The 18629-nt window shown below is 71.6% G+C and carries 17 protein-coding genes, 2 tRNA genes, 1 pseudogene and 1 riboswitch; of the genes and pseudogenes, 5 read left to right on the top strand and 15 right to left on the bottom strand.

The genetic code is table 11. The features are described 5' to 3' along the window. Positions 1 to 17: 17 nt before the first annotated feature. Together trmB and ACFYT4_RS33620 are read left to right on the top strand one after the other, a co-directional pair. Positions 18 to 827 (top strand): tRNA (guanosine(46)-N7)-methyltransferase TrmB, encoded by an 810-nt coding sequence (trmB, locus tag ACFYT4_RS33625; protein ID WP_389277861.1) that lies wholly within the window; start codon positions 18 to 20, stop codon positions 825 to 827. A gap of 433 nt (positions 828 to 1260) precedes the next feature. Then, the gene (locus ACFYT4_RS33620; protein WP_389277888.1) at positions 1261 to 2517 is read left to right on the top strand and encodes a PrsW family intramembrane metalloprotease; all 1257 of its coding nucleotides are present in this window, start codon (positions 1261 to 1263) and stop codon (positions 2515 to 2517) included. Between the two features lie 401 nt (positions 2518 to 2918). Here the strand turns inward: ACFYT4_RS33620 and ACFYT4_RS33615 are convergent, their stop codons facing one another. The 7 genes from ACFYT4_RS33615 to ACFYT4_RS33585 all read right to left on the bottom strand — a co-directional run bounded on the left by ACFYT4_RS33615 (position 2919) and on the right by ACFYT4_RS33585 (position 9267). Continuing rightward, complete coding sequence (locus ACFYT4_RS33615; RefSeq protein WP_389277859.1) at positions 2919 to 3962, bottom strand: M23 family metallopeptidase; 1044 nt, start codon at positions 3960 to 3962, stop codon at positions 2919 to 2921. Between the two features lie 11 nt (positions 3963 to 3973). Then, positions 3974 to 4120: riboswitch (cyclic di-AMP (ydaO/yuaA leader) on the bottom strand. Positions 4121 to 4393: 273 nt separating this feature from the next. Further along, positions 4394 to 5554 carry a PP2C family protein-serine/threonine phosphatase gene (locus ACFYT4_RS33610; RefSeq protein WP_389277856.1) on the bottom strand — a complete coding sequence of 387 codons (1161 nt, stop codon included), beginning with the start codon at positions 5552 to 5554 and terminating at the stop codon, positions 4394 to 4396. Positions 5555 to 5939: 385 nt separating this feature from the next. After that, positions 5940 to 6013 (bottom strand) — tRNA-Met (locus tag ACFYT4_RS33605). Positions 6014 to 6109: 96 nt separating this feature from the next. Next, the gene (locus ACFYT4_RS33600; RefSeq protein WP_389277853.1) at positions 6110 to 6865 is read right to left on the bottom strand and encodes a MerR family transcriptional regulator; all 756 of its coding nucleotides are present in this window, start codon (positions 6863 to 6865) and stop codon (positions 6110 to 6112) included. 124 nt (positions 6866 to 6989) lie between these two features. Then, positions 6990 to 8222, bottom strand: coding sequence for an RNA polymerase sigma factor (locus ACFYT4_RS33595; protein ID WP_389277850.1), 1233 nt, complete (start codon positions 8220 to 8222; stop codon positions 6990 to 6992). Between the two features lie 156 nt (positions 8223 to 8378). Beyond that, positions 8379 to 8795, bottom strand: a complete 417-nt coding sequence (locus ACFYT4_RS33590; RefSeq protein ID WP_389277847.1) for a YciI family protein — start codon at positions 8793 to 8795, stop codon at positions 8379 to 8381. A gap of 196 nt (positions 8796 to 8991) precedes the next feature. Beyond that, positions 8992 to 9267, bottom strand: coding sequence for a hypothetical protein (locus ACFYT4_RS33585; RefSeq protein WP_389277844.1), 276 nt, complete (start codon positions 9265 to 9267; stop codon positions 8992 to 8994). 360 nt (positions 9268 to 9627) lie between these two features. Here ACFYT4_RS33585 and ACFYT4_RS33580 point away from each other — a divergent pair, with 360 nt between their 5' ends. After that, complete coding sequence (locus ACFYT4_RS33580) at positions 9628 to 10401, top strand: HNH endonuclease family protein (RefSeq protein WP_389277841.1); 774 nt, start codon at positions 9628 to 9630, stop codon at positions 10399 to 10401. Positions 10402 to 10500: 99 nt separating this feature from the next. Here the strand turns inward: ACFYT4_RS33580 and ACFYT4_RS33575 are convergent, their stop codons facing one another. Both ACFYT4_RS33575 and ACFYT4_RS33570 read right to left on the bottom strand, forming a co-directional pair. After that, positions 10501 to 11649, bottom strand: coding sequence for a methyltransferase domain-containing protein (locus ACFYT4_RS33575; RefSeq protein WP_389277838.1), 1149 nt, complete (start codon positions 11647 to 11649; stop codon positions 10501 to 10503). 121 nt (positions 11650 to 11770) lie between these two features. Then, the gene (locus ACFYT4_RS33570) at positions 11771 to 12223 is read right to left on the bottom strand and encodes an NUDIX domain-containing protein (protein ID WP_389277835.1); all 453 of its coding nucleotides are present in this window, start codon (positions 12221 to 12223) and stop codon (positions 11771 to 11773) included. Positions 12224 to 12637: 414 nt separating this feature from the next. Here ACFYT4_RS33570 and ACFYT4_RS33565 point away from each other — a divergent pair, with 414 nt between their 5' ends. Continuing rightward, a complete protein-coding gene (locus ACFYT4_RS33565) occupies positions 12638 to 13093 on the top strand; it encodes a hypothetical protein (RefSeq protein WP_389277832.1) in 456 nt (151 codons plus the stop codon). A gap of 243 nt (positions 13094 to 13336) precedes the next feature. On the opposite strand, the gene ACFYT4_RS33560 is transcribed toward ACFYT4_RS33565, so the two are convergent. From ACFYT4_RS33560 to ACFYT4_RS33545, 4 genes and pseudogenes are all read right to left on the bottom strand, one after another. Beyond that, positions 13337 to 13915, bottom strand: a complete 579-nt coding sequence (locus ACFYT4_RS33560; protein ID WP_389277829.1) for an HD family hydrolase — start codon at positions 13913 to 13915, stop codon at positions 13337 to 13339. 13 nt (positions 13916 to 13928) lie between these two features. Further along, a pseudogene (locus ACFYT4_RS33555) lies at positions 13929 to 14039 on the bottom strand (transcriptional regulator); the annotation flags it as partial. A gap of 214 nt (positions 14040 to 14253) precedes the next feature. Next, the gene (locus ACFYT4_RS33550; RefSeq protein ID WP_389277826.1) at positions 14254 to 14739 is read right to left on the bottom strand and encodes a hypothetical protein; all 486 of its coding nucleotides are present in this window, start codon (positions 14737 to 14739) and stop codon (positions 14254 to 14256) included. Between the two features lie 13 nt (positions 14740 to 14752). Then, positions 14753 to 16048, bottom strand: a complete 1296-nt coding sequence (locus ACFYT4_RS33545; protein WP_389277823.1) for a hypothetical protein — start codon at positions 16046 to 16048, stop codon at positions 14753 to 14755. 103 nt (positions 16049 to 16151) lie between these two features. On the opposite strand from ACFYT4_RS33545, the gene ACFYT4_RS33540 reads away from it, so the two are divergent. Continuing rightward, positions 16152 to 16463, top strand: coding sequence for a hypothetical protein (locus tag ACFYT4_RS33540; protein WP_389277820.1), 312 nt, complete (start codon positions 16152 to 16154; stop codon positions 16461 to 16463). A gap of 199 nt (positions 16464 to 16662) precedes the next feature. On the opposite strand, the gene ACFYT4_RS33535 is transcribed toward ACFYT4_RS33540, so the two are convergent. Together ACFYT4_RS33535 and ACFYT4_RS33530 are read right to left on the bottom strand one after the other, a co-directional pair. Beyond that, a tRNA-Lys gene (locus ACFYT4_RS33535) sits at positions 16663 to 16738 on the bottom strand. A 170-nt stretch (positions 16739 to 16908) separates the two neighbouring features. Then, positions 16909 to 18531, bottom strand: a complete 1623-nt coding sequence (locus tag ACFYT4_RS33530) for an FG-GAP-like repeat-containing protein (RefSeq protein WP_389277817.1) — start codon at positions 18529 to 18531, stop codon at positions 16909 to 16911. Positions 18532 to 18629 lie beyond the last annotated feature (98 nt).

Raw genomic sequence — 18629 nt, 5'->3', positions numbered from 1 at the left:
CGTAGAATCGGGGCATTGTGTCTGTCCTTCGAAATCATGCCGCCGATCGCGAATCCGGCGTCCCCGTGCGCCCCCGGAGTGAGCCCCGCTTCCCCGGCGGGCCGGCCGCCGATCCTGCGGGGTCCCACCACGAGCGGCGGATCAGGAGCTTTCAGCCGCGCCGGAGCCGGGTGACCGCGGGGCAGGAGGACGCGCTCAAGCGGCTGTGGGGCACCTGGGGCTTCGACATCGACGGGCGCGGGCCCATCGATCTGGACACGCTGTTCGGCGGGCTGCCCGTCGTGCTGGAGATCGGGTTCGGCATGGGTGAGGCCACCGCCCGGATGGCCGCCGACGACCCGACGACCGGAATCCTCGCCGTCGATGTGCACACACCGGGGCAGGGCAATCTCCTCGGTCTCGCGGAGCGGAACGGCCTGTCCAACATCCGGGTCGCCAACGGTGACGCGATCATCCTGCTCCGGGAGATGCTCGCGCCCCACTCGCTCGACGGGCTGCGCGTCTACTTCCCCGACCCCTGGCCCAAGAAGCGGCACCACAAGCGGCGGCTGATCCAGCCGGAGTTCCTCACGCTCGCCGCCCGGCATCTGAAGCCCGGCGCGATCGTGCACTGCGCGACCGACTGGGAGCCGTACGCCGAGCAGATGCTGGAAGTCCTCTCCGCGCACCCCGACTTCGAGAACACCCGGGAGGACGGCGGTTTCGCCCCCCGGCCCGGCTTCCGGCCGCTGACCCGCTTCGAGGGGCAGGGGCTGGACAAGGGGCACCACGTGCGTGACCTGCTGTTCCGGCGCCGCGCAGGGATCTCGCCCGAAGCCGTGGCGTAGCAGTCGCAGGCGGCCGCACCCGCTGCGACCGCCTCCCTTCGGGCCCGAAAGGGCGCGCGCCGTCCGGGCGGAGGCGCGGGCATCACCCGGGACCCCAGCCGCCGGGCCGGCGGCTCATGCGCCGCGCTCTCCACAAGCGCGGCGGCAGCGGCAGCGGAGTCCGAGGCGTGTCGCCCTGTCGCACGCCGGGGGCGCCCGCGGAAGCACGCCCGCCCAGGGGCGCCCCCGGCGTGCGACCACCGGCCACCCCCCTGTGCCATCGCCAGTTGTCGGTACCTGTCGTTAGGGTCGACGGGTGTACGAGCCGTCGACCCAGCATCCGCCGCCCTGTCCGGCGGGCCGACCGCCGCCTCCGGCGGCGGGTTCCCCCGGCCCCCGGACGGCGGCGCACCCCGCGGTTCCCGCGTTCGACCGGCAGCCGGTGTTCGCCGCGATGCCGGAGCGGGCCCGCTGGCGCTACCGACCGCGCCGGGCCTCGCGGCTGTGGCACAACAGGGCGGTCAGGGCCGGGGTCCTCATCGTGCTGCTCGCGCTGTCCGGGCTCGTCATCCTCGCCCTCGTACGGGAGCAGACGGGCACGGAGGGCTTCCTCGTCGGCCTCGGGCTCGCCGTCCTGCCCGTGCCACTGCTGGCCACCGCGTTCCGCTGGCTGGACCGGGTCGAGCCGGGGCCCTGGCGCAATCTGGTCTTCGCGTTCGCCTGGGGCGCGTTCGCCGCGGCGCTCGTCGCGATCATCGCGAACACCTTCGCGACCCGCTGGATAGCCACCGCCACCGCCGACCCCACGAGCGCGGACGCCCTCGGCGCGACGGTGATAGCCCCCGTGGTGGAGGAGAGCGCGAAGGCCGCGGCGATCCTGCTGATCTTCGTCTTCCGAAGACGGGACTTCACCGGCCTCGTCGACGGTGTCGTGGTCGCCGGTTTCACCGCGACCGGCTTCGCCTTCACCGAGAACATCCTCTATCTGGGCACCGCGTTCGACGAGGACCAGGACGCGGGCTCGTCGGGCTTCGCCTCGGTGACCGCGGCGACCTTCTTCGTACGGATCGTCATGTCCCCGTTCGCGCATCCGCTGTTCACGGTGCTGACCGGTCTGGGCTTCGGATTCGCCGCCATGGCGGCGCGGCGGGCGAGAGTCCGGCGAATCGCGCTGCCGCTCGCCGGGCTCGCCCTGGCGATCGGCATGCACGCGCTGTGGAACGGCTCGGCTTCGCTGCTCGGCCCCTGGGGCTTCTATGTGGTGTACGGGGTGTTCATGGTCCCCGTCTTCGGACTGCTCACCTGGCTGACGATCTGGTCCCGGCAGCGCGAACTGCGCACGATCTCGGCCCAGCTGCCCGCCTACGCGGCCGCCGGCTGGCTCTCCCCCACCGAGCCGCCGGCCCTGTCGTCGATGAAGGCCCGCAAGACCGCGCGTGAGGTGGCCCGGCGTACGCACGGACCGGCCGCCGCGCACGCGGTGTCGGAGTACCAGCGGTTCGCGACCTCGCTGGCGTTCCTGCGCCACCGGGCCGAGCGGGGTGCCGCGGACCCGGACTTCACCGAGCGGGAGCAGGAACTGCTGCACCACATGTGGCAGCGCAAGGACTGGGCGGGCCCGGCGCTGACCTACGCGGCCCGCGCGACCGGACGGGTCCGGGTGCCGCCCCCGCACCGCGACTACGAGGGGTACAACCCCTACCGCGCCTGAGTACGGGCGCCCCCACGGCTCGTACCGGAGGGGCCGAGGGGCGGAGGCGCGCGTACGGACCGGCAGCCCTGACACCGGGGGGTGGGCGCCAGGGCTGCCGGAGTTCGGTGATCCGGACCTCTCCGCGATCCGGGCCTCTCCGCGATGCGGACCGTCCGCGTGGTCCCGACCGGCTCCGCGGTCCGGATGGTCCGGGCAGTCCCGTACAGCTCGGCCGGTCCGGCGGTACGGGGTCGCCGAGGCGCGGGCCCGCCCGTCCCGGACAGCAGGCCCGCCCCCTGCACGGACACGAGCCACGAGCACGGCACACGCACACGGACCCGAGGACGGAGGCGGGGTGGTAAGGGCCCGCCCGGTCGGAACCCGCCCCCGGAACCGGAGGAAGGGAATCCCTCGCAGGATCAGATGGCGAGGCCCTTGCTCCGCAGCCAGGACGCCGGGTCGATCGTGCTTCCGCCGGGGGTCTTGACCTCAAGGTGCAGATGGGCGCCGGTCACATTGCCGGTCGCTCCGACGCGGCCAATCGTTTCTCCCCCGCCGACCTTCTGGCCCGCGCTCGCGTTGATCGACGACAGGTGCGCGTACAGCACCTCCGTACCGTCGTTCAGCTCCAGCACGATGCGGTAGCCGTACGAGCCCGCCCAGCCCGCAGCCTTGACGGTGCCTCCGGTCACGGCTTTGACGGGGGTGCCCGACGGGGCGGCGAAGTCGAGGCCGGTGTGCTGGCCCGAGGACCAGAGCGAGCCCGACTGGCCGAAGGTGGAGGTGATCGTGTACGAGGAGGTGGGCAGCGAGAAGCTCTTCGCGAGCTTGGCGCGGCGTGCGGCCTCGGCCTTGGCCTCCGCCTTGGCCTTCGCTTCCGCCTCGGCCCTCTTCTTCGCGGCCTTCGCCTTCGCTCTGGCCTCCGCCTCGGCCTTCTTCGCCTCGGCGGCGGCCTTCTCGGCCGCTGCCTTCTCCGCGGCGGCCCTCTTCTCGGCGTCCGCCTGGGACTGCTGCTGCTCGGCCTGCTGAAGGATGCGGGAGCGCAGGGCCTCACCGGCGCCCTGGGCCCGGTCGCCGGTTTCGGCACCGTCGGCCGTCTCGGCCTCGCTGCCGCCGATGGTGCCCATCGCGGCGAGCGCGGTGCCGCCGTCGCCGGAGTCCTCGGACGGCTTCAGGCCGTCGGGAAGGTTCTCCGCGATGCCGTCGGGGAGGGTGATGGCGACCGCGGGCTTGTTCTGCGCGGTGGCGATACCGCCCGCGCCGACCGCCGCGATCACACCGACGCCGAGCACCGTGGAACTGCGGGCGAGTCCGCCCCGCTGCTTCATCACACGGTGCCGGCCGCGCACCGGACGGACGGTGTCCTCGGTGGGGTTCCACTCTCCGAAGGACCGTTCGGCCCCTTCTGGGCTGAAGACGCCGGACCTGGCAGGTGCCTCCGGGGCAGGACTGTTGGACGCCACTGAGGCGTACTCCTTTCCTTCCTTCTCGCCTACCGGGTTAGCTGACGGGTTCGGAGCAGGAAGGTCTCCTACGAGTTCCTCCGCAGGGTGCGAAGGCGCCCGATTCACCCCAAAAGGTGGTTCCCCGGTTCCCTTGCGGGATTCGGCGCACGCACGCGGTGCCGCCCTGACGACGGCTGGGACAACCGCGTTGCGTTATCGAACGTTAATAGACACGGGGACCGGATTCCAAGCTGTTCCGGTTGATCGTTCGGGACCGCGCGCCGGACCAACCAGGACACAAGCGACCGGAGTCGGGCGACTCGATGGCCGCTCGGCCGACATCACACCGCTGAGGGTTCGTCACATTCCGAAGGGGCGGCCGTACTTCACTACCCACCGTGCGGGGGCCGGGATGAGAGCAGTCTCATGAAGGTGTTGCCCGCCTCTCATCACGGCGGACCGTCCGGCGCTCCCGGCTGTGGGACAACCGACATCGTTCTCCGGCGTGTCGGCCGACGTTCACCCGCCCGGGTGACCGCCAACAGTGCCATGTCGTCCGTGGCGCCGCCGCCCGTATGCCGGCGTACGTCGTCGACCAGGGCGTCCAGCAGCTCCCCCGGACCGGGAAAGATCCGGCCGGTGAGCCGGACAGCGGGGTCGTAGAAGTCCCCTGCCGCGTCCCGGGCCTCGGAGAGCCCGTCCGTGTAGATCAGCAGCGTGGACCCCACCGGAAGGGGATACTCCTCAGCCCGGTCCGGCCACTCCCCCAGTTCGCCCATGCCGAGCGGCAGCGCGTACTCACGCGGCGCGAGCGCGTCCAGCCGGCCGTCGCCGCGCAGCATCAGCGGCTCGGGATGACCGCGGTTGACCAGGCGTACGGCCCCCCGCCCCCGCGGAAACTCCGCGAGTACGGCCGTGGCGAACCCCTCGAAGGTGTCCAGGCTGCCCCGCCGCTTGGCCTCACGGACGAGCGCTCGTTCCAGTCGCTCCGCGACACCCTCCAGCGAACTCTCCTGCTCGGCCGCCTCCCTGAACGCGCCGATGATCACAGCCACCGTCTCGACGGCCCCCAGCCCCTTCCCCCGTACGTCCCCCACCACCAGCCGCACTCCGTACGGGGTGTCCTGTACGGCGTAGAGGTCACCGCCGATGAAGGCGTCGGCGAGCGCCGCCTCGTACCGCGCGGCGATATGGAGCCCGCCGATCATCTCGGCGGGCGTGGGCAGCACGGCGCGCTGGGCTGCCTCGGCGATGACCCGCGCCGAGGCGAGCCGCCGCCCGCTGCGGCGCACGACCCGGTTGATGAGTAAGGCGAGCAGCGAGACGGTGACCACGGTGGTCAGTTCGGTGTATCCGGCGGACTGCGTGAGTGTGTTGTCGTACAGATGCAGCGACAGCTCCGCGAGGGACGCCGTGATCCCGGTCAGCAGCGTGTTGATCCAGGAGAAAAAGGGGGCCGCGACCAGCGGGGCGGCGGCGAACAGCGGCACACCCGTGTAGTACGCCGGGGTCAGGAGGTCGTACGTCACCCCGCCCACGATCATCAGCACCGGCAGCATGCGGAGGAAGCGGCGGGCACCGTATCCATTGCGCTGCTCCACGTCCGCCAAGGGTGCACTCCTCCCCGGTCCGCCCGCGCGGCAGCGGCCCGGTACCGCGCCCCCTCCAGGCTCGCCCGAACCCGGCCGGGGAGCGAGCCGCCATCGGCCGAATGGGGTACGGGTGGCTGCCGGGCGTCCGCGGGGCCCGGCCGGACACCCCCGCCGGACGCACCCTCGGCCCCTGCCGCGCGTGTCACACATCGAGGGCCCGGTGGTGCGGGGGCACGGGCCGGAGCGCGGACACCGGTCACGCGCCGGGGGCGGGCGTCGGTCTGCCCGCCGCGGGATACGTGCCGGATGCCGGGAGGCACGTCGACCGCGGTCGCACACCGACGGGTCCCGGGACACGCCGATGGCCCGGCACTCTGACGAGTGCCGGGCCATCGGCGTTCAGTAGCGGGGACAGGATTTGAACCTGCGACCTCTGGGTTATGAGCCCAGCGAGCTACCGAGCTGCTCCACCCCGCGTCGGTGAACACCACCCTACGCCATCCGGAGCAAGATCCACTCCCATTTCGACGCGGTGGCCCCTGAAAGCCGGAGTTCGGCCCGGAAAACCGGTGATCAGTCGCTGAGGTGGCGCTCCCCGTACACCGCCATCGCGTCCCGGACGAACGCGGCCGTCCCCTCCCCGTACTTCTCGTAATGGACGCCGAAACGCTCGTCGGCGACGTACATCTCACCGAGCCCGATGAAATGCCCCTTGGTCAGCGAGCCGATGCCGCCCGTCGACGCCTGCCACTCGTACATCCGGCCGGTGATCGCCTGCGCCTCGTCGCTGTCGGCGGACCTGCCGTCCTTCAGGGCCAGGGCGTAGTCCTTCGCGATCGCCTCGTGCGCCTCCCGGTGGTCCCGCTTCTGGTGCTCGTCGAGCGAACGCCACCAGCGGTCTCCCCGCTCGTACGCCTCCCGGCCCCAGCTCTCGGTCACCTCCCGCTCGTACCGCGAGTGGTCGAAGCCGTCGAACACTTCCTCGGCCATGAGTTCCTCTCCCTTCCCGGTCTTGTGGAGAGTGGTCCGCACCGAGGCGATCTGCCGCCCGATGCGCTCGCGCTCCTGCTCCAGGAGCCGCAGATGGGCCCGGAGCGCGGCGGACGTGTCCTGCTGTCCTTCGAGCACCTCGGCGATCGCGGACAGTCCGAGACCCAGCTCGCGCAGCAGCAGAATCCGCTGAAGGCGCACGAGCGCGTCCGGGCCGTAGTAGCGATAGCCGTTGCCGCCGACACGGCTGGGTTCCAGCAGCCCGATGTCGTCGTAGTGCCGCAGGGTCCGGCTCGTCGTGCCGGCGCGGCGGGCAATTTCCTGGATCGACCACTCCATGCCCTGAACGGTAGATCTTGACGTCGCGTCAAGGTCAAGTGGCGCACGCGAACGGGTGGAAGGGAACGGTCCGGGCAGGGCAGCGAACCGGTCTCCGGGCCCGGTTCACGGGCCCGCCCGCAGGTCAGGGCTCCAGACGGGCCGCGCGTGCCAGCAGATAGCGTTCCTCCGGCAGGCTGAGTGTGCGCTCCGCGGCGAGGCGGTAGGCGTCGCGTGCGCCCTCCGTGTCGCCGGACCGCTCCAGCAGATGCGCGCGGACCGCGTCGAGCCGGTGGTGGCCCGCGAGCCGGTCCTCCAGTTCGGCGACCTCGGCGAGCCCGGCCTCGGGCCCGCGCACCATCGCGACGGCCACGGCCCGCCCCAGCTCGGCCATCGGTTCCGGAGCCACGCGTACGAGCAGGTCGTACAGCGCGAGGATCTGCGGCCAGTCGGTGTCGTCGGGGCGCTCCGCCTCGTCGTGGAGGGCCGCGATCGCCGCCTGGAGCTGATACGGCCCGGCCGGTCCCGCCCCGAGAGCCTCCTCGACCAGGGCGATGCCCTCCTCGATGGCCTTGCGGTCCCAGAGGGCGCGGTCCTGTTCGTCGAGCGGCATCAGCTCGCCGTCCGGCCCGGAGCGGGCGGCACCGCGCGCCTCCGTGAGCAGCATCAGCGCCAGCAGCCCGGTGACCGAACCCTCGCGCGGCAGCAGCTCCCGCACGGCACGGGTCAGCCGGATCGCCTCCCGGGCCAGGTCGGAGCGGTGCAGCGCGGCGCCCGATGTGACCGTATAGCCCTCGTTGAAGATCAGATAGAGGATCTGGAGCACGGCGGCGAGCCGCTGGTCCCGGTCCTCGGGCCGGGGCGGCAGAAACGGCACCCCCCTGACCTTCTGCTTCGCCCGGCTGATCCGCTGGGCCATCGTCGCCTCCGGCACCAGGTGCGCCCGGGCGATCTCGGCGGTGGTCAGCCCGCCGACCACGCGCAGTGTCAGAGCGATCTGCGCGGCGGGGCTGAGATCGGGATGACAGCAGAGAAAGAGAAGCGTGAGGGTGTCGTCCTCGGCGGGTGCGCGGCCCTCACCGGGCGGCGGCGCGGTGAACGCGTCACGCGGGGTGAGGCTCGCGGCGGTCTCCTCGCGCCGCCGCCGCGCCTCCTCGCTGCGCAGCAGATCCGTCAGCCTGCGCGAGGCGACCCTGATCAGCCAGCCGCGCGGATTGTCGGGGATTCCCCTGCCGGGCCACTGTTCGGCGGCGGCCAGCAGTGCCTCCTGTACGGAGTCCTCGGCGAGGTCGAAGTGCCCGTACCGCCGCACCAGCGCACCGAGGACCTGCGGCGCGTTGTGGCGCAGCAGGTCCTCGATCGTGGTCGTACGGCTCATTCAGGTGTAGATATCACACCCGGGTGACACGCACACCTCACCGACTGCGATCAGTGCACCCGGTTTCAGCCGGTTTCGGCCCGTCTCGGGCGGTCCGCTCAGTCCGTACGAGGTCCGAACGGTCCGGCCCGTCCGTATGGTCCGCAAGCGGCTCGGTCAGTCCTCAAGAGGATGGACTTCCGGGATGGTACGGATGACGACCGGGGTGGGGACGGAGCCCTTGGGAACCGGACAGGCGGCGACCCGCGAGGCGATCTCCGTGACGCGGTCGAGGCTCTCGCACTCAAGCAGCCAGTAGCCGGCGACCACTTCCTTGGTCTCGCTGTAGGGGCCGTCCGTGATGACCGGCCGCCCGTCCTTGCCCGCCAGGACGAAGCGGGTCTCGGCGGGGTCGGAGAGTCCGTTGCCGTCGAGCAGTTCGCCGGACTCGGCGAGGTCGTTGTTGACGGCCCCCATGAACTCGAACATCGCCTGGAGCTCCTTCTCGCTCCACGCGGGGTTGCCCTCGGACGCCTTGCCCGCCATGGCCGCGTAACTCGCCTGGCTGCCCTGGACCATCACCAGATACTTCATGACTTCGCTCCCTCGGTGGCGGCGTTGCCCTCTCCCGGGCAACTCTCACAGGGAACGTCGGAGCCGTGGCCGGGTTCTCGACAGGCACCGCGAGAATTTCCGCGACTTTTTTCGGCGGACTGCCCGCGAGGGTCTCCGGCGGTCCGCGAAGCCCTTCGTCGGGCAGGGGCTGAGGGGCGGGAAGAGGCGGTGACGGCTACTGGATCCCGCCCGCGAGCTGGGTGACGGGGTCGGTCAGCGGAGCGAGCCGGTTGGGCACCTCCATGAGCTGGTTGAGCTGGTTGAGTTCCTTGAGCTTGTTCAGCTGGCCGAGGGAGGTCGCCTCGGCGGCCGTCTGGTCGGGGGCCGACTGCCCGGACCCGGTGCCCGGGTGACCGGAGGTGTGGCCCGCGGCGTTCGCCCCGGTGACGGCCATCGCGGAGGCTCCGGCGGCGAGGGCGACCGCGGCGAGGATGCGCTGTGTCTTGGTCATGCCGGGGACAACGGTCCCGGGGGACGGGTGGTCACGGGCGCCGTGCGGATGCGGAGGCGGGGCGGTCGTCGCGGTTTCGGGGGTTGTGGGGGTTGTCGCGGGGGTGGGCGGGAGCCGGGGCCGGGCGGTGGGTCGGCGCCCGGGGGCTTGCGTGGGACGGGGCGTACGGGGGTGGTGGGCGTGTACGGGGTGACGGGGGCGCGCGGCGATGGGCGCGCGGGCGGGTGCGCTCCGGGGCGTACGGCTGGGCGTGGGGGCGCGTTTAGGGAAACGTTTCTACGGTGAACTCGCGCGCCCGGATGGCGCAGTCGCCCGGTTCAGTGCCCCTCGTGAGGGTGATGCGCACGTACTCAGGTTGACGTGATCAAGAACCTGACGCGCGCCGCCACGGCCGCGGCCCTCACCCTTCTGCCCCTCGCTCTCACCACGACGCCCGTCGCCCACGCGGCCCCCACGGCCCCGGCGGCTCCCGCTGCTCCCGCGGCTGTGACGACCACAGCGGTCGCAACGCCCGTGACGGCTTCCGTGCCGCCCGCCGCTCCGGCGGCCCGCGCGGCCGAGACACTGCCTCTCGTCGTCGCGGTGAGCCGGCTTTCGGTCGCCCTGGAGAACAGGCAGGGCTATCAGCGCGACTCGTTCAAGCACTGGAACACCGGCCTCGACGCGAACGACGGCTGCAACACCCGGGCGGAGGTCCTGATCGCGGAAGCCGTCGATGCGCCGGCCGTGGGCGCCAGGTGCGCGCTGACCGGCGGCTCCTGGTGGTCGTACTACGATGACCAGGTCGTGACACCGGCCGGAGCCCTGGACATCGACCACATGGTCCCGCTGGCCGAGGCATGGGACTCGGGCGCGTACACCTGGAACGCCGCGCGACGGGAGGCGTACGCCAACGACCAGGGCGCACCCGCCTCGCTCGTCGCCGTCACCGCCCGCTCCAACCGCCAGAAGGCCGACCAGGACCCCGCCGAATGGCTGCCGCCGTCGCCGGACGCCCTCTGCCGGTACGTCACCGAATGGACCGCGACCAAGCTCCGCTGGGATCTGGCGGTCGACGAGAGCGAGCAGGACCGGCTGTACGCCCTCGCCGTCGGCTGCGCCGGTGACGAGGTCACGTACGAGCCCGCGCCGTAGACGCGCCCCGGGCCCCCTCCGCCGGGAGGGGGCTCGGACGTCCGCCCGCGTATCCGCGCGTCCGTCCACCGTGCCCCGGCTCTGTGACGTCCGGAGTGTTCAGGTGCCCGTGAGGTCCGGAGTGCCCGCCGACTCCGCGCTCCCCGCCTCCCCTTCTGCCTCCGCCGCTTCCCCCACCTCAGTCGCCTCCGCCACGTCTGTCGCCTCCGCCGCGTCAGTGGCCTCCGCCACCACGACGTACAGCGTCACGGCGGCGAAGAACGGTTCCTCGGCGAGGTGGTCGAGCCAGGGCTGTGCCGCGTCGGCGGGCAGATACCCGGCCGCGACGGCGCGTTCGGTGGTCCGCTGGAGGCCGAAGATGTCGTCGGCGGCGCGTACATCGCGGAAGACCGAGGTCACCGGGACGACCGACGTGACCGTGAAGCCGGCCTCCTCGGCGAGCCGGGGCAGTTGGCGTCCGATGACCCCGTTGCGTACGACCCGGTCGGTGATGTGCCGGGTGTAGGCGCGCGAGACATCGAGGTCGGGGGCGTCGATCGCCAGCGAGTCCCAGTCCGGCTCCCCCATCACGAGCCGCCCGCCGGGGCGCAGAACGCGCCGGACCTCCGCGAGGGCCAGGAGCGGGTTCTCGACATGCTGGAGCACCCGGTCGGTACGTGCGCGGTCGACGCTCCGGTCGGCCAGCGGGAGCCGGTGGACGTCCCCGTTCCGTACCTCCACGCCGGGCAGGCCCGCCATACGCCGGCGGGCCCGGTCGACCATCTCCGCGCTGATGTCGACGCCGATGACCGCGCCGGAGGAGGTGACCGCCCGCGCCAGGGATTCCAGGTCGGTCCCCGGTCCGCACCCCAGGTCGAGCACCGACTGCCCGGCGCGCAGACCGAGCGTGTGCAGCATGACGTGCTTGTAGGAACTGCCCGCGGTGCTCGCCGCGACGCGGTCGAGATACCGGATCTCATCGGGTGTCGCGGACTCGAAGACATGCCCGCTCACCCTGGCCATGGACCGCGCCTCCCGTTCCAGGGCCCCCCGCCCGAGATCCGTCAGCCGGAACGGCCGCCGCCGCCCCTGCCCCTCCAGCGGCTCCACCAGCCCCTTGTCCTCCAGCCGCGCGAGGGCCCCGTACAGACTCCCCGCCCCGAGGCGGCGGCCGGACAGCTTCTCGATGACGGTGTTGACGGCGTAGCCGTGCAAGGGGCCGTCGGCGAGGGCGGACAGGACGAGGGTCTGGGCGTCGTGGGTACGCATCCCTTGATAGTACGCGCCACGTACTACGCAGCACGTACTATTCACTGGCTTCAGGAAACAACGGAAGCCCCGGCCCCCGCCACAACCACCCGCGTCACGCCGGGACCGGGCCCCGCCCTTGTCAGCCCTTCTCGCGCCGGATCAGGCTCAGATGCGACTGCTGCACCCCTTCCGGCAGATCGTCCGGCAGGCACCACCGCGCCTCCAGAATCTCGAACGGGTCGATGTCGAGGGTCCCGCCGACGAGTCTCGCCTCGTAGGCCACTTCCACCCGGAGCCGGTAGCCACTGGTGAGCCGCACCAGCTCGCCCGTCTCCACATCGAGCCCCGTCTCCTCCTTGACTTCCCGGACCACGGTCCGCGGGAACTCCTCGCCCTTGAGGGCGTATCCGGTGGGCAGCCCCCACTGCCGCCCCTCGGCCCACATCCGGTGCCGCAGCAGAAGAACCCGCCCCTGCCCGTCACGCACCACCCCGGTGACCCCGACCATGAACTTCGCATGCGCCAGCCACAGCACCCGCCACTGCACCGGACCGCGGATGAGGTGCCAGATACGTGCGATGAGCCGCTTCATGCCTCTACGCCTTCGGAGTTCGGGTCACGGGACCGAGCCGGTCAGGCGAACCACCATGCCGCATACGCCAATCCCGGACCCACCTGAGGGGCCCCGAAGATCCCGACCCGTCCGAATCCCCCGGTGCACCCGGGCCCCGGAGACCAGGCGACACCGGGACCGGGCCACCCTCAGCGCCCAGGGGCCTGATGTTGCTGGGGCTGGATCCGGCACGACGCCAGTACCCCTGGCACACACCCCTGTCCGGCCCTCGGGGTCGGGCGGGGGCGGCCTCGCCATGTGGTGGGTGCGCGGGTGCCCGGCGCCGCCATGTGCACGTATCTCCCAGGGCTGTGCAGGGATTGTCATGGCAGTACTCGGTCCCGTGCCTGCACTCTGGCACGCACGCACTGCCCACCGATCCAGGAGGATGCAATGCTCAGCCGATTACGGACACGGACTCGCCTCGCCGTCGCGCTCGCCGCGACAGCGCTCGCCCTCGGCGTCGCGCAGGCACCCGCCAGCGCCGGTGAAAACGGCGCCCAGTGGTTCAGGGACGGCTACAGCCTTAACCCCAGTTGCACGTACGTGAGTGGCGACTACTGGGACACTCAGTGGGCTCCGGGCCACTATGACGCGGGCTACAGCCTGACGGTGCAGGACCTTTGCGTCCCGGGCAATGGGGTCGGGCATCTCCGCCTCCGTTACCAGCAGTATTCCGGCGGCGCGTGGCACTCCGTCCCGGCTGGCGGCGGCTGGACGACCATCGCCTCCACCTCCGCCAGCGGAAACCCACATGCCGCCATCACCCTGTACAACGTCAGGAACGTCCAGTTCAACGTCTGCGACTACATAGCCGGCGCCAACGTCAACTGCGCCCAGATGCCCTGACACGGCCGAGCCGCGGAGCGGTCGGTCATCCGCCCCACCCGCCCTCTCCCGCCTCGTGCGGGAGGGGGCGCCTTCGCGTCATACCCGGCATCAGGCGTCCGTGCCCGGCGGGTGGAGGCTGGTCCTCCCCATGTGGGTCCGCCCTGGACCTCCCCGCCGGACGGACCCGGGCGGCCTGAAGCACGGGCAGGACGCCCTCCCCTTCCCGCCTCGCAGGAAGGCGCGAGCTTCGTCCCCTCCGGGCTACGGCTTCTCGCCCATGGCGGTGCGCAGCCAGTCGAGGGGGCCGTGCGCGAGGAGTTCGTCGGCGAGCTGCTGGGCGGTCTGGGTGACCAGGCGGGCGCGGCTGTTGTCGATCCACCGCTGGGCGCTCGCGTAGCCCTGTGCCTTGTACTCGATGCCCTGGAGCAGGCATTCGAGCTTGTCGGCGTCCCGGGCGCAGATGGCTTCGGCGGTCTCCTTCGCCTCGTACTCCGCGACGAGGTCGCGCACTGTTGATGCGAGTGCCTCGGGCATGCCGGTGGTCTGGTCTGCGGTCACGTCCTGCGGGTCGGCGCCGGGGGCGTACTTCTTGCCGAGATGGTTCACGTCTCCGGTGCGGGTCTCCTGGGAGTCGTGCCAGACGGCGAGGAAGGCCGCGCGTGCGGGGTCGGCCCCTTCCAGTTCGGCGATGACGGAGGCGATCAGTGAGGTACGCCAGGAGTGCTCGGCGACGCTCTCGGGGTCCCGGACACCAGCCATCCACCAGCCGGTCCTGCGGGCCTGCTTGAGTGTGCCCGACTCGTACAGGAAGTGCGCAACTGCGGACAGGCCGTCAGCCACTGTCCGTCTCCTCTCACGCCTCGGCGAGGCGGATCGCGTACCGGATGCCCTCAAGCTCGCGGCACGCCCGCGCCGACAGCTCTGGGCCATCCAACATCACGGGCAGGCGGTCGCGCAGGGCCCTTCGGCGTCGGTCCTCCACACACTCCGCACCAGCACTGCGCCCCCTTCCTGCCTCACGCGGGAAGGGGGCGGTTTCGTCATGCCCGGCATCTGGCGCGCAGGTCCGGCCGGGTGGAGGCTGGGTGGTCCCCATGCGGGTCCGCCCGGACCCTGCCCGCGCCGTCCCTCCCGAGCCTCCCGCGGGAGGGCCGACGCCCGTACAGCTACTGGCCGCGTCAGCCTCGGCGTGCGGCGCCGGTCGGCCAGATGACGTCGACCGGTGTGCCAGCCGCACGGGCATCCTCGACGGTGTCTGCGGTGCCGCCGCCCTTGCCTGACGGCGGGGTGCCGTCCCACACGGCGACGAGCCGGTCTGCGCGAGCCAGCAGCTCGGCGTTCGCTGCCTCGTACGCTGACCGGTTCGCTGTCTCGTGGGGCAGGGTCAGCACCTCGGCGGCAGCCTCGACGAGGTGGTCGAAAACGGGCGCGTGGTCCGGCTTGACCTTCATGGCTCGGTAGTCCTGGGAGGGGATCACGACGACCAGCTGCCCGCCGGCCGCCACGACCTCCTGCGCGAACAGCGAGTCGGCTCCGGCTGCGATGCAGGACACCCCGGTCAGGCCCTCACTGTGCCGAGCCAGCAGATCCCGCAGCGCGGCCCGTACGAGCGGGATGCTCTCCTCGGTCAGGTCCATGTGCCCGGTCACGGCGAGTGTCGTCATCCGTCGCTCCTCGTCAGTTCGACAGCAGGTCGCGGATACTATCCCGCGCGTCGCGCACGGGTCGCGAGGCGCTGTGCCCCACGGTGTAGGGGTAGAGCTGGCCGAGCTGTGCCCGGACCCGGCCGGACTGCGTGAGCCGTGCCGCAGCGACCGCACGGTGTGTGTCCTCTGCACCGCCCGCGATGTCTCCGGCGAGGAAGCGGCACTCGGCGAGGCCGATCCTGTCGAGCGCGTGGGAGCGGCCAGCCTCTGTGCCGCGTGACGAGAGGGCCGTACGGATCTCGTTCGCTGCCCGGTCGGCATACCGCCGAGGGTCCTGACGGGCGAGGTCGAGCAGTCGGCCCCCGGTGACTCCGGCCAGCTCTGCCTCGTCGAAGTAGGCGATCCAGTACGGCTCGTCCTCGCCCGTACCCGCCTCGGCGAGGGCTTCAGCCGCACGTGCGGTCGCCCGATGGAACCCTGCGGTCCGCCCTTGCGCCGCGTAGGCCCATGCCTCACGCGTGTGGAGCATGGCCCGGACCCGGGGCCCGATGACGTCACGGGCACCTTCCTGGGCGAGCTGGATGAGCTGGAGCGCGTCGTCCGGCCGGTCCCGGTAGAGCATCTGCCGGGCCATCCCCGCGAGCACGTTGGCCCCGAACACCTGGTCATCGCCCGCGTGCGCTGCCCGCAGCGCGAGGCGGTAGTACTCCTGCGCCCGGTGGTGCAGCCCCGAGTCCCACGCCATCGTCGCCGCGGTCCCGGCGAGCTGCGCCATGATCCGGTAGAGGCGCGTCTCGATGTCCGGCGCCTGGTGCTCGTCGAGCGCACCGGCGATCTCGGCGAGCTGACCGAGGACCGCCTTGCGCCGCAGCCCTCCGCCGTATCGGTGATCCCACTGCCGGAACGCGCGTGCGGTCGTCTCCAGCTCGTCTATCTCCCGCATCCCCAGTCGCCCCCGGCGAGCGGGCGGAGGCAGGACAGCCGCAGGCTGGAGCCACCCCTCCAGCGAGTCGAGCAGCGCAGCGCCGGTCACCGCAGCGCCGGCCAGGGCGAGGGTGAGTGCGCGCCGGTCCATCACGAGATCGCTCCTCGTCAGGTCTGCCGCCAGGTCCACGGTGGCGTCCGGCCGCCACGGAATGTCGGCAGCGGCCGGGCGCCTGTCCGGCAACTCTGGTGGCTGGGTCTGCTCTTGCTTCTCCCACGGGCGCGGGGCGAGGCCGAGCAGGTGTCCGGGGATACGGAGTCCATCGGCGATCCGGCACACCACCTCGAAGGAGGTGACCCGGTGGCGGCGCCGACGCGTGCATCCGCATGACCTCGGGCTCACCCGGCCAGCTACGGCGCGCGATCTACGGGCACCAGGCGTGCGCCAGCAAACGGAGCATCATCCCGCTGTACCTCCTCACCGGCCCGCCTGCCGGGGCGGTGTGATGGAGATGCAGACGTGGCGGAATGCCCGCATCACAGCGGAGACCGCGGCCCAGGCGCTCCAGGACGCGCTCGCCAGCCTCGGCGTTCCCGAGCGGGTGCGGCAGTCGATCCGCCCTGTCGTCACCGCCTCCGGCCGCGCCTACGTGGAGATAGGCATGCCCGGGCCGAACATCGCCGAGCAGCTCGCAGAAGCTCTCCGGGCCGCAGCGCCGCCGGCCCGGCGTCCGGAGGTCCCGGTGGCGATGCGGTGGCTGGACACCGGCTCCGGGCCCGGAGCCATGGTCCCTGTCGTCGCCAAGCCCAACCCCTGAGGCCCCCGCCCGCGGCCCCGCACCCGCCGCGGGCGGATCCCCGGCCCCGGTCTGCCGGCGCCCCCGTCGCGGGCAGACCGGGGCTTCTCTGTGTCGTGATCGTTTGCACTTCGGTTGAGCATCGGTGGAGCATGTACTCGAAATGCTCTCGAACATGATGCAGCCCCAGATCAGAACGGAGCTCTGACCTGGGGCTGGGTGGTAGGCCGTGTGGGACTCGAACCCACAACCAACGGATTAAAAGTCCGCTGCTCTGCCAATTGAGCTAACGGCCCTCGGCGACATCACACCTGAGCATAGCCGGAGCGAACCCGGGAGCCGATCGGGTATCCGATCAATGGGGTCGGGAGTCGGGGATCGTCGGCCCGGGGCGGGGTGCGGTGCGGGGCCGTACCCCGGGCGGTGCCCCCGCGCCGTACGGGGGCACCGCACCCTCGTGCCGGTGTCAGTGGAGTGACTGGTAGATCCCCCAGCCCGTGCCGACCTGGACCGTCGAGCCGAAGGAGCCGGCTCCGTTGCCCAGGTTGCGCAGGAGGCGGCCGGAGGTGTCGCGGGAGATGAGGTCGTTCCTGCCGTCGCCGTTGATGTCGCCGGCGCCGACGAAGGCGTTGCGGCCCGCGCCCCAGTCCTTGTAGACGAGGGCCCGGCTCCTGAAGGTGCCCTTGCCGGTGCCGTTGTAGCGCCAGAGTTCGCCGCCGGAGTCGCGGACCATGAGGTCGCCGTGGCCGTCGCCGGTCATATCGCCCGTACCGATGAGGGTGAGTCCCTTCCACGCGCCCGCGATCTTGACGCCGGAGCGCAGGCCGCCCGTGCTGTTGGCGGCGTAGAGGTAGAGCAGGCCGGTGGTCTTCTTGCGGGCCAGGATGTCGGCGCGGCCGTCGCCGGTGAGGTCCCCGGTGGACACGACCGTGTCGAAGGTGCCGAAGCCGCCCCCGATGGTCGCCTTGGGGGAGGCGGGGCCGGGAACGCCGCCGCAGTTGCCGTTGTGGCGGACGAGCTCACCGGCGGCGGTGCGGACGACGATGTCGTTGCAGCGGTCACCGGTCATGTCGTCCATGGGGACGACGGCGTCGATGTTCTTCCAGCCCCGCGCGATGGTCTGCCATGAACCGGTCGGGCTGTCCCTCGTGAAGTCCTGGTGCCCGCCGAGATCGCTCCCGCGCCTGCTCAGGACCTCTGGAGCGCCGTCACCGTTGTAGTCCCGCCGGCCGTCGAGCCCGCCGGAGAGAATGAGCTTTCCGCTCTGAACCACACGCGGAGCGCTGCCGTCACCGGGGTCCGCGGTCACGGTCCAGGTGTACACGCCACCGGGAACCGTACTGCCGGAGTCGCCCTTGCCGTCCCAGCTCACCTTGATCTGCGCGCCCGTGGATCCCGGGAGGGCGATGGTCCGGACCGTACGACCGTTGACGTCCGTGAAGGCGACCTTCCATCCGGCAGGCGGCCGGTTCAGCTGCCAGCGGGCGTCCCAGGTGCGGTACAGGCGCGTCGGGCTGGCGAGCCGTACCCAGGGGTCCGTATCGCCCTCGATGACTCCGATCGCGGGCTTGGGTACGTTCACCCGGCGAACGGTGACGGACTGGTCGGCGCCGGTGAACGCGACCTCCCCGCCGAACTTGTCCACGGCCCACAGTCCGTCCGACGGCACCACCGCGAACTCGGTCGTGGTCGCCTTGCCCGTGTGGAAGTCGGTCATCATCAGCGTCCCGCCGACCTTGCGCACCAGGAAGCCGTCGCCGAGCCGCGCCTCACCTGTCGGGACAGGGATGCTCCGACGGGTCTTCTGGTCCCACACCCCCGCCTTGACAGGCTTGGCACAGCTCCAGTGGATCCACCGTCCGACAGCCTGCAGCTCGTTCGGCACGCAGCCCGATCCGAGCGTCAGATCCGCCGATTTCTTCTTCGACTTGAGGTCGTACCAGGCCACGCTTCCGGCGGTCCTGCCCGGGGTCCACAGCGTGGTGCCCCAGACACTGGCCGCTGTCGTCGGCCGGGTGAGTTCGATGACACCGTAGTGTCGCTTCCCGAGATCGCCGATGTACTGCTTGCCGTCCCCGGCATTGATCACGGATTGACTTCCGCTCCCTGGGCTAAAGCCCGGGGATTCCTACCACGGTCGGCTGACCGTCTCGGTGGGTTCCTGCTTCCCCGCGCTGGGCCGGTACG

It is taken from the genome of Streptomyces sp. NPDC004609 (genome assembly GCF_042873655.1).
GTDB lineage: Bacteria > Actinomycetota > Actinomycetes > Streptomycetales > Streptomycetaceae > Streptomyces.
Note: the sequence above shows the minus strand (reverse complement) of the source record. Positions and strands in the feature narration are given on the sequence as shown.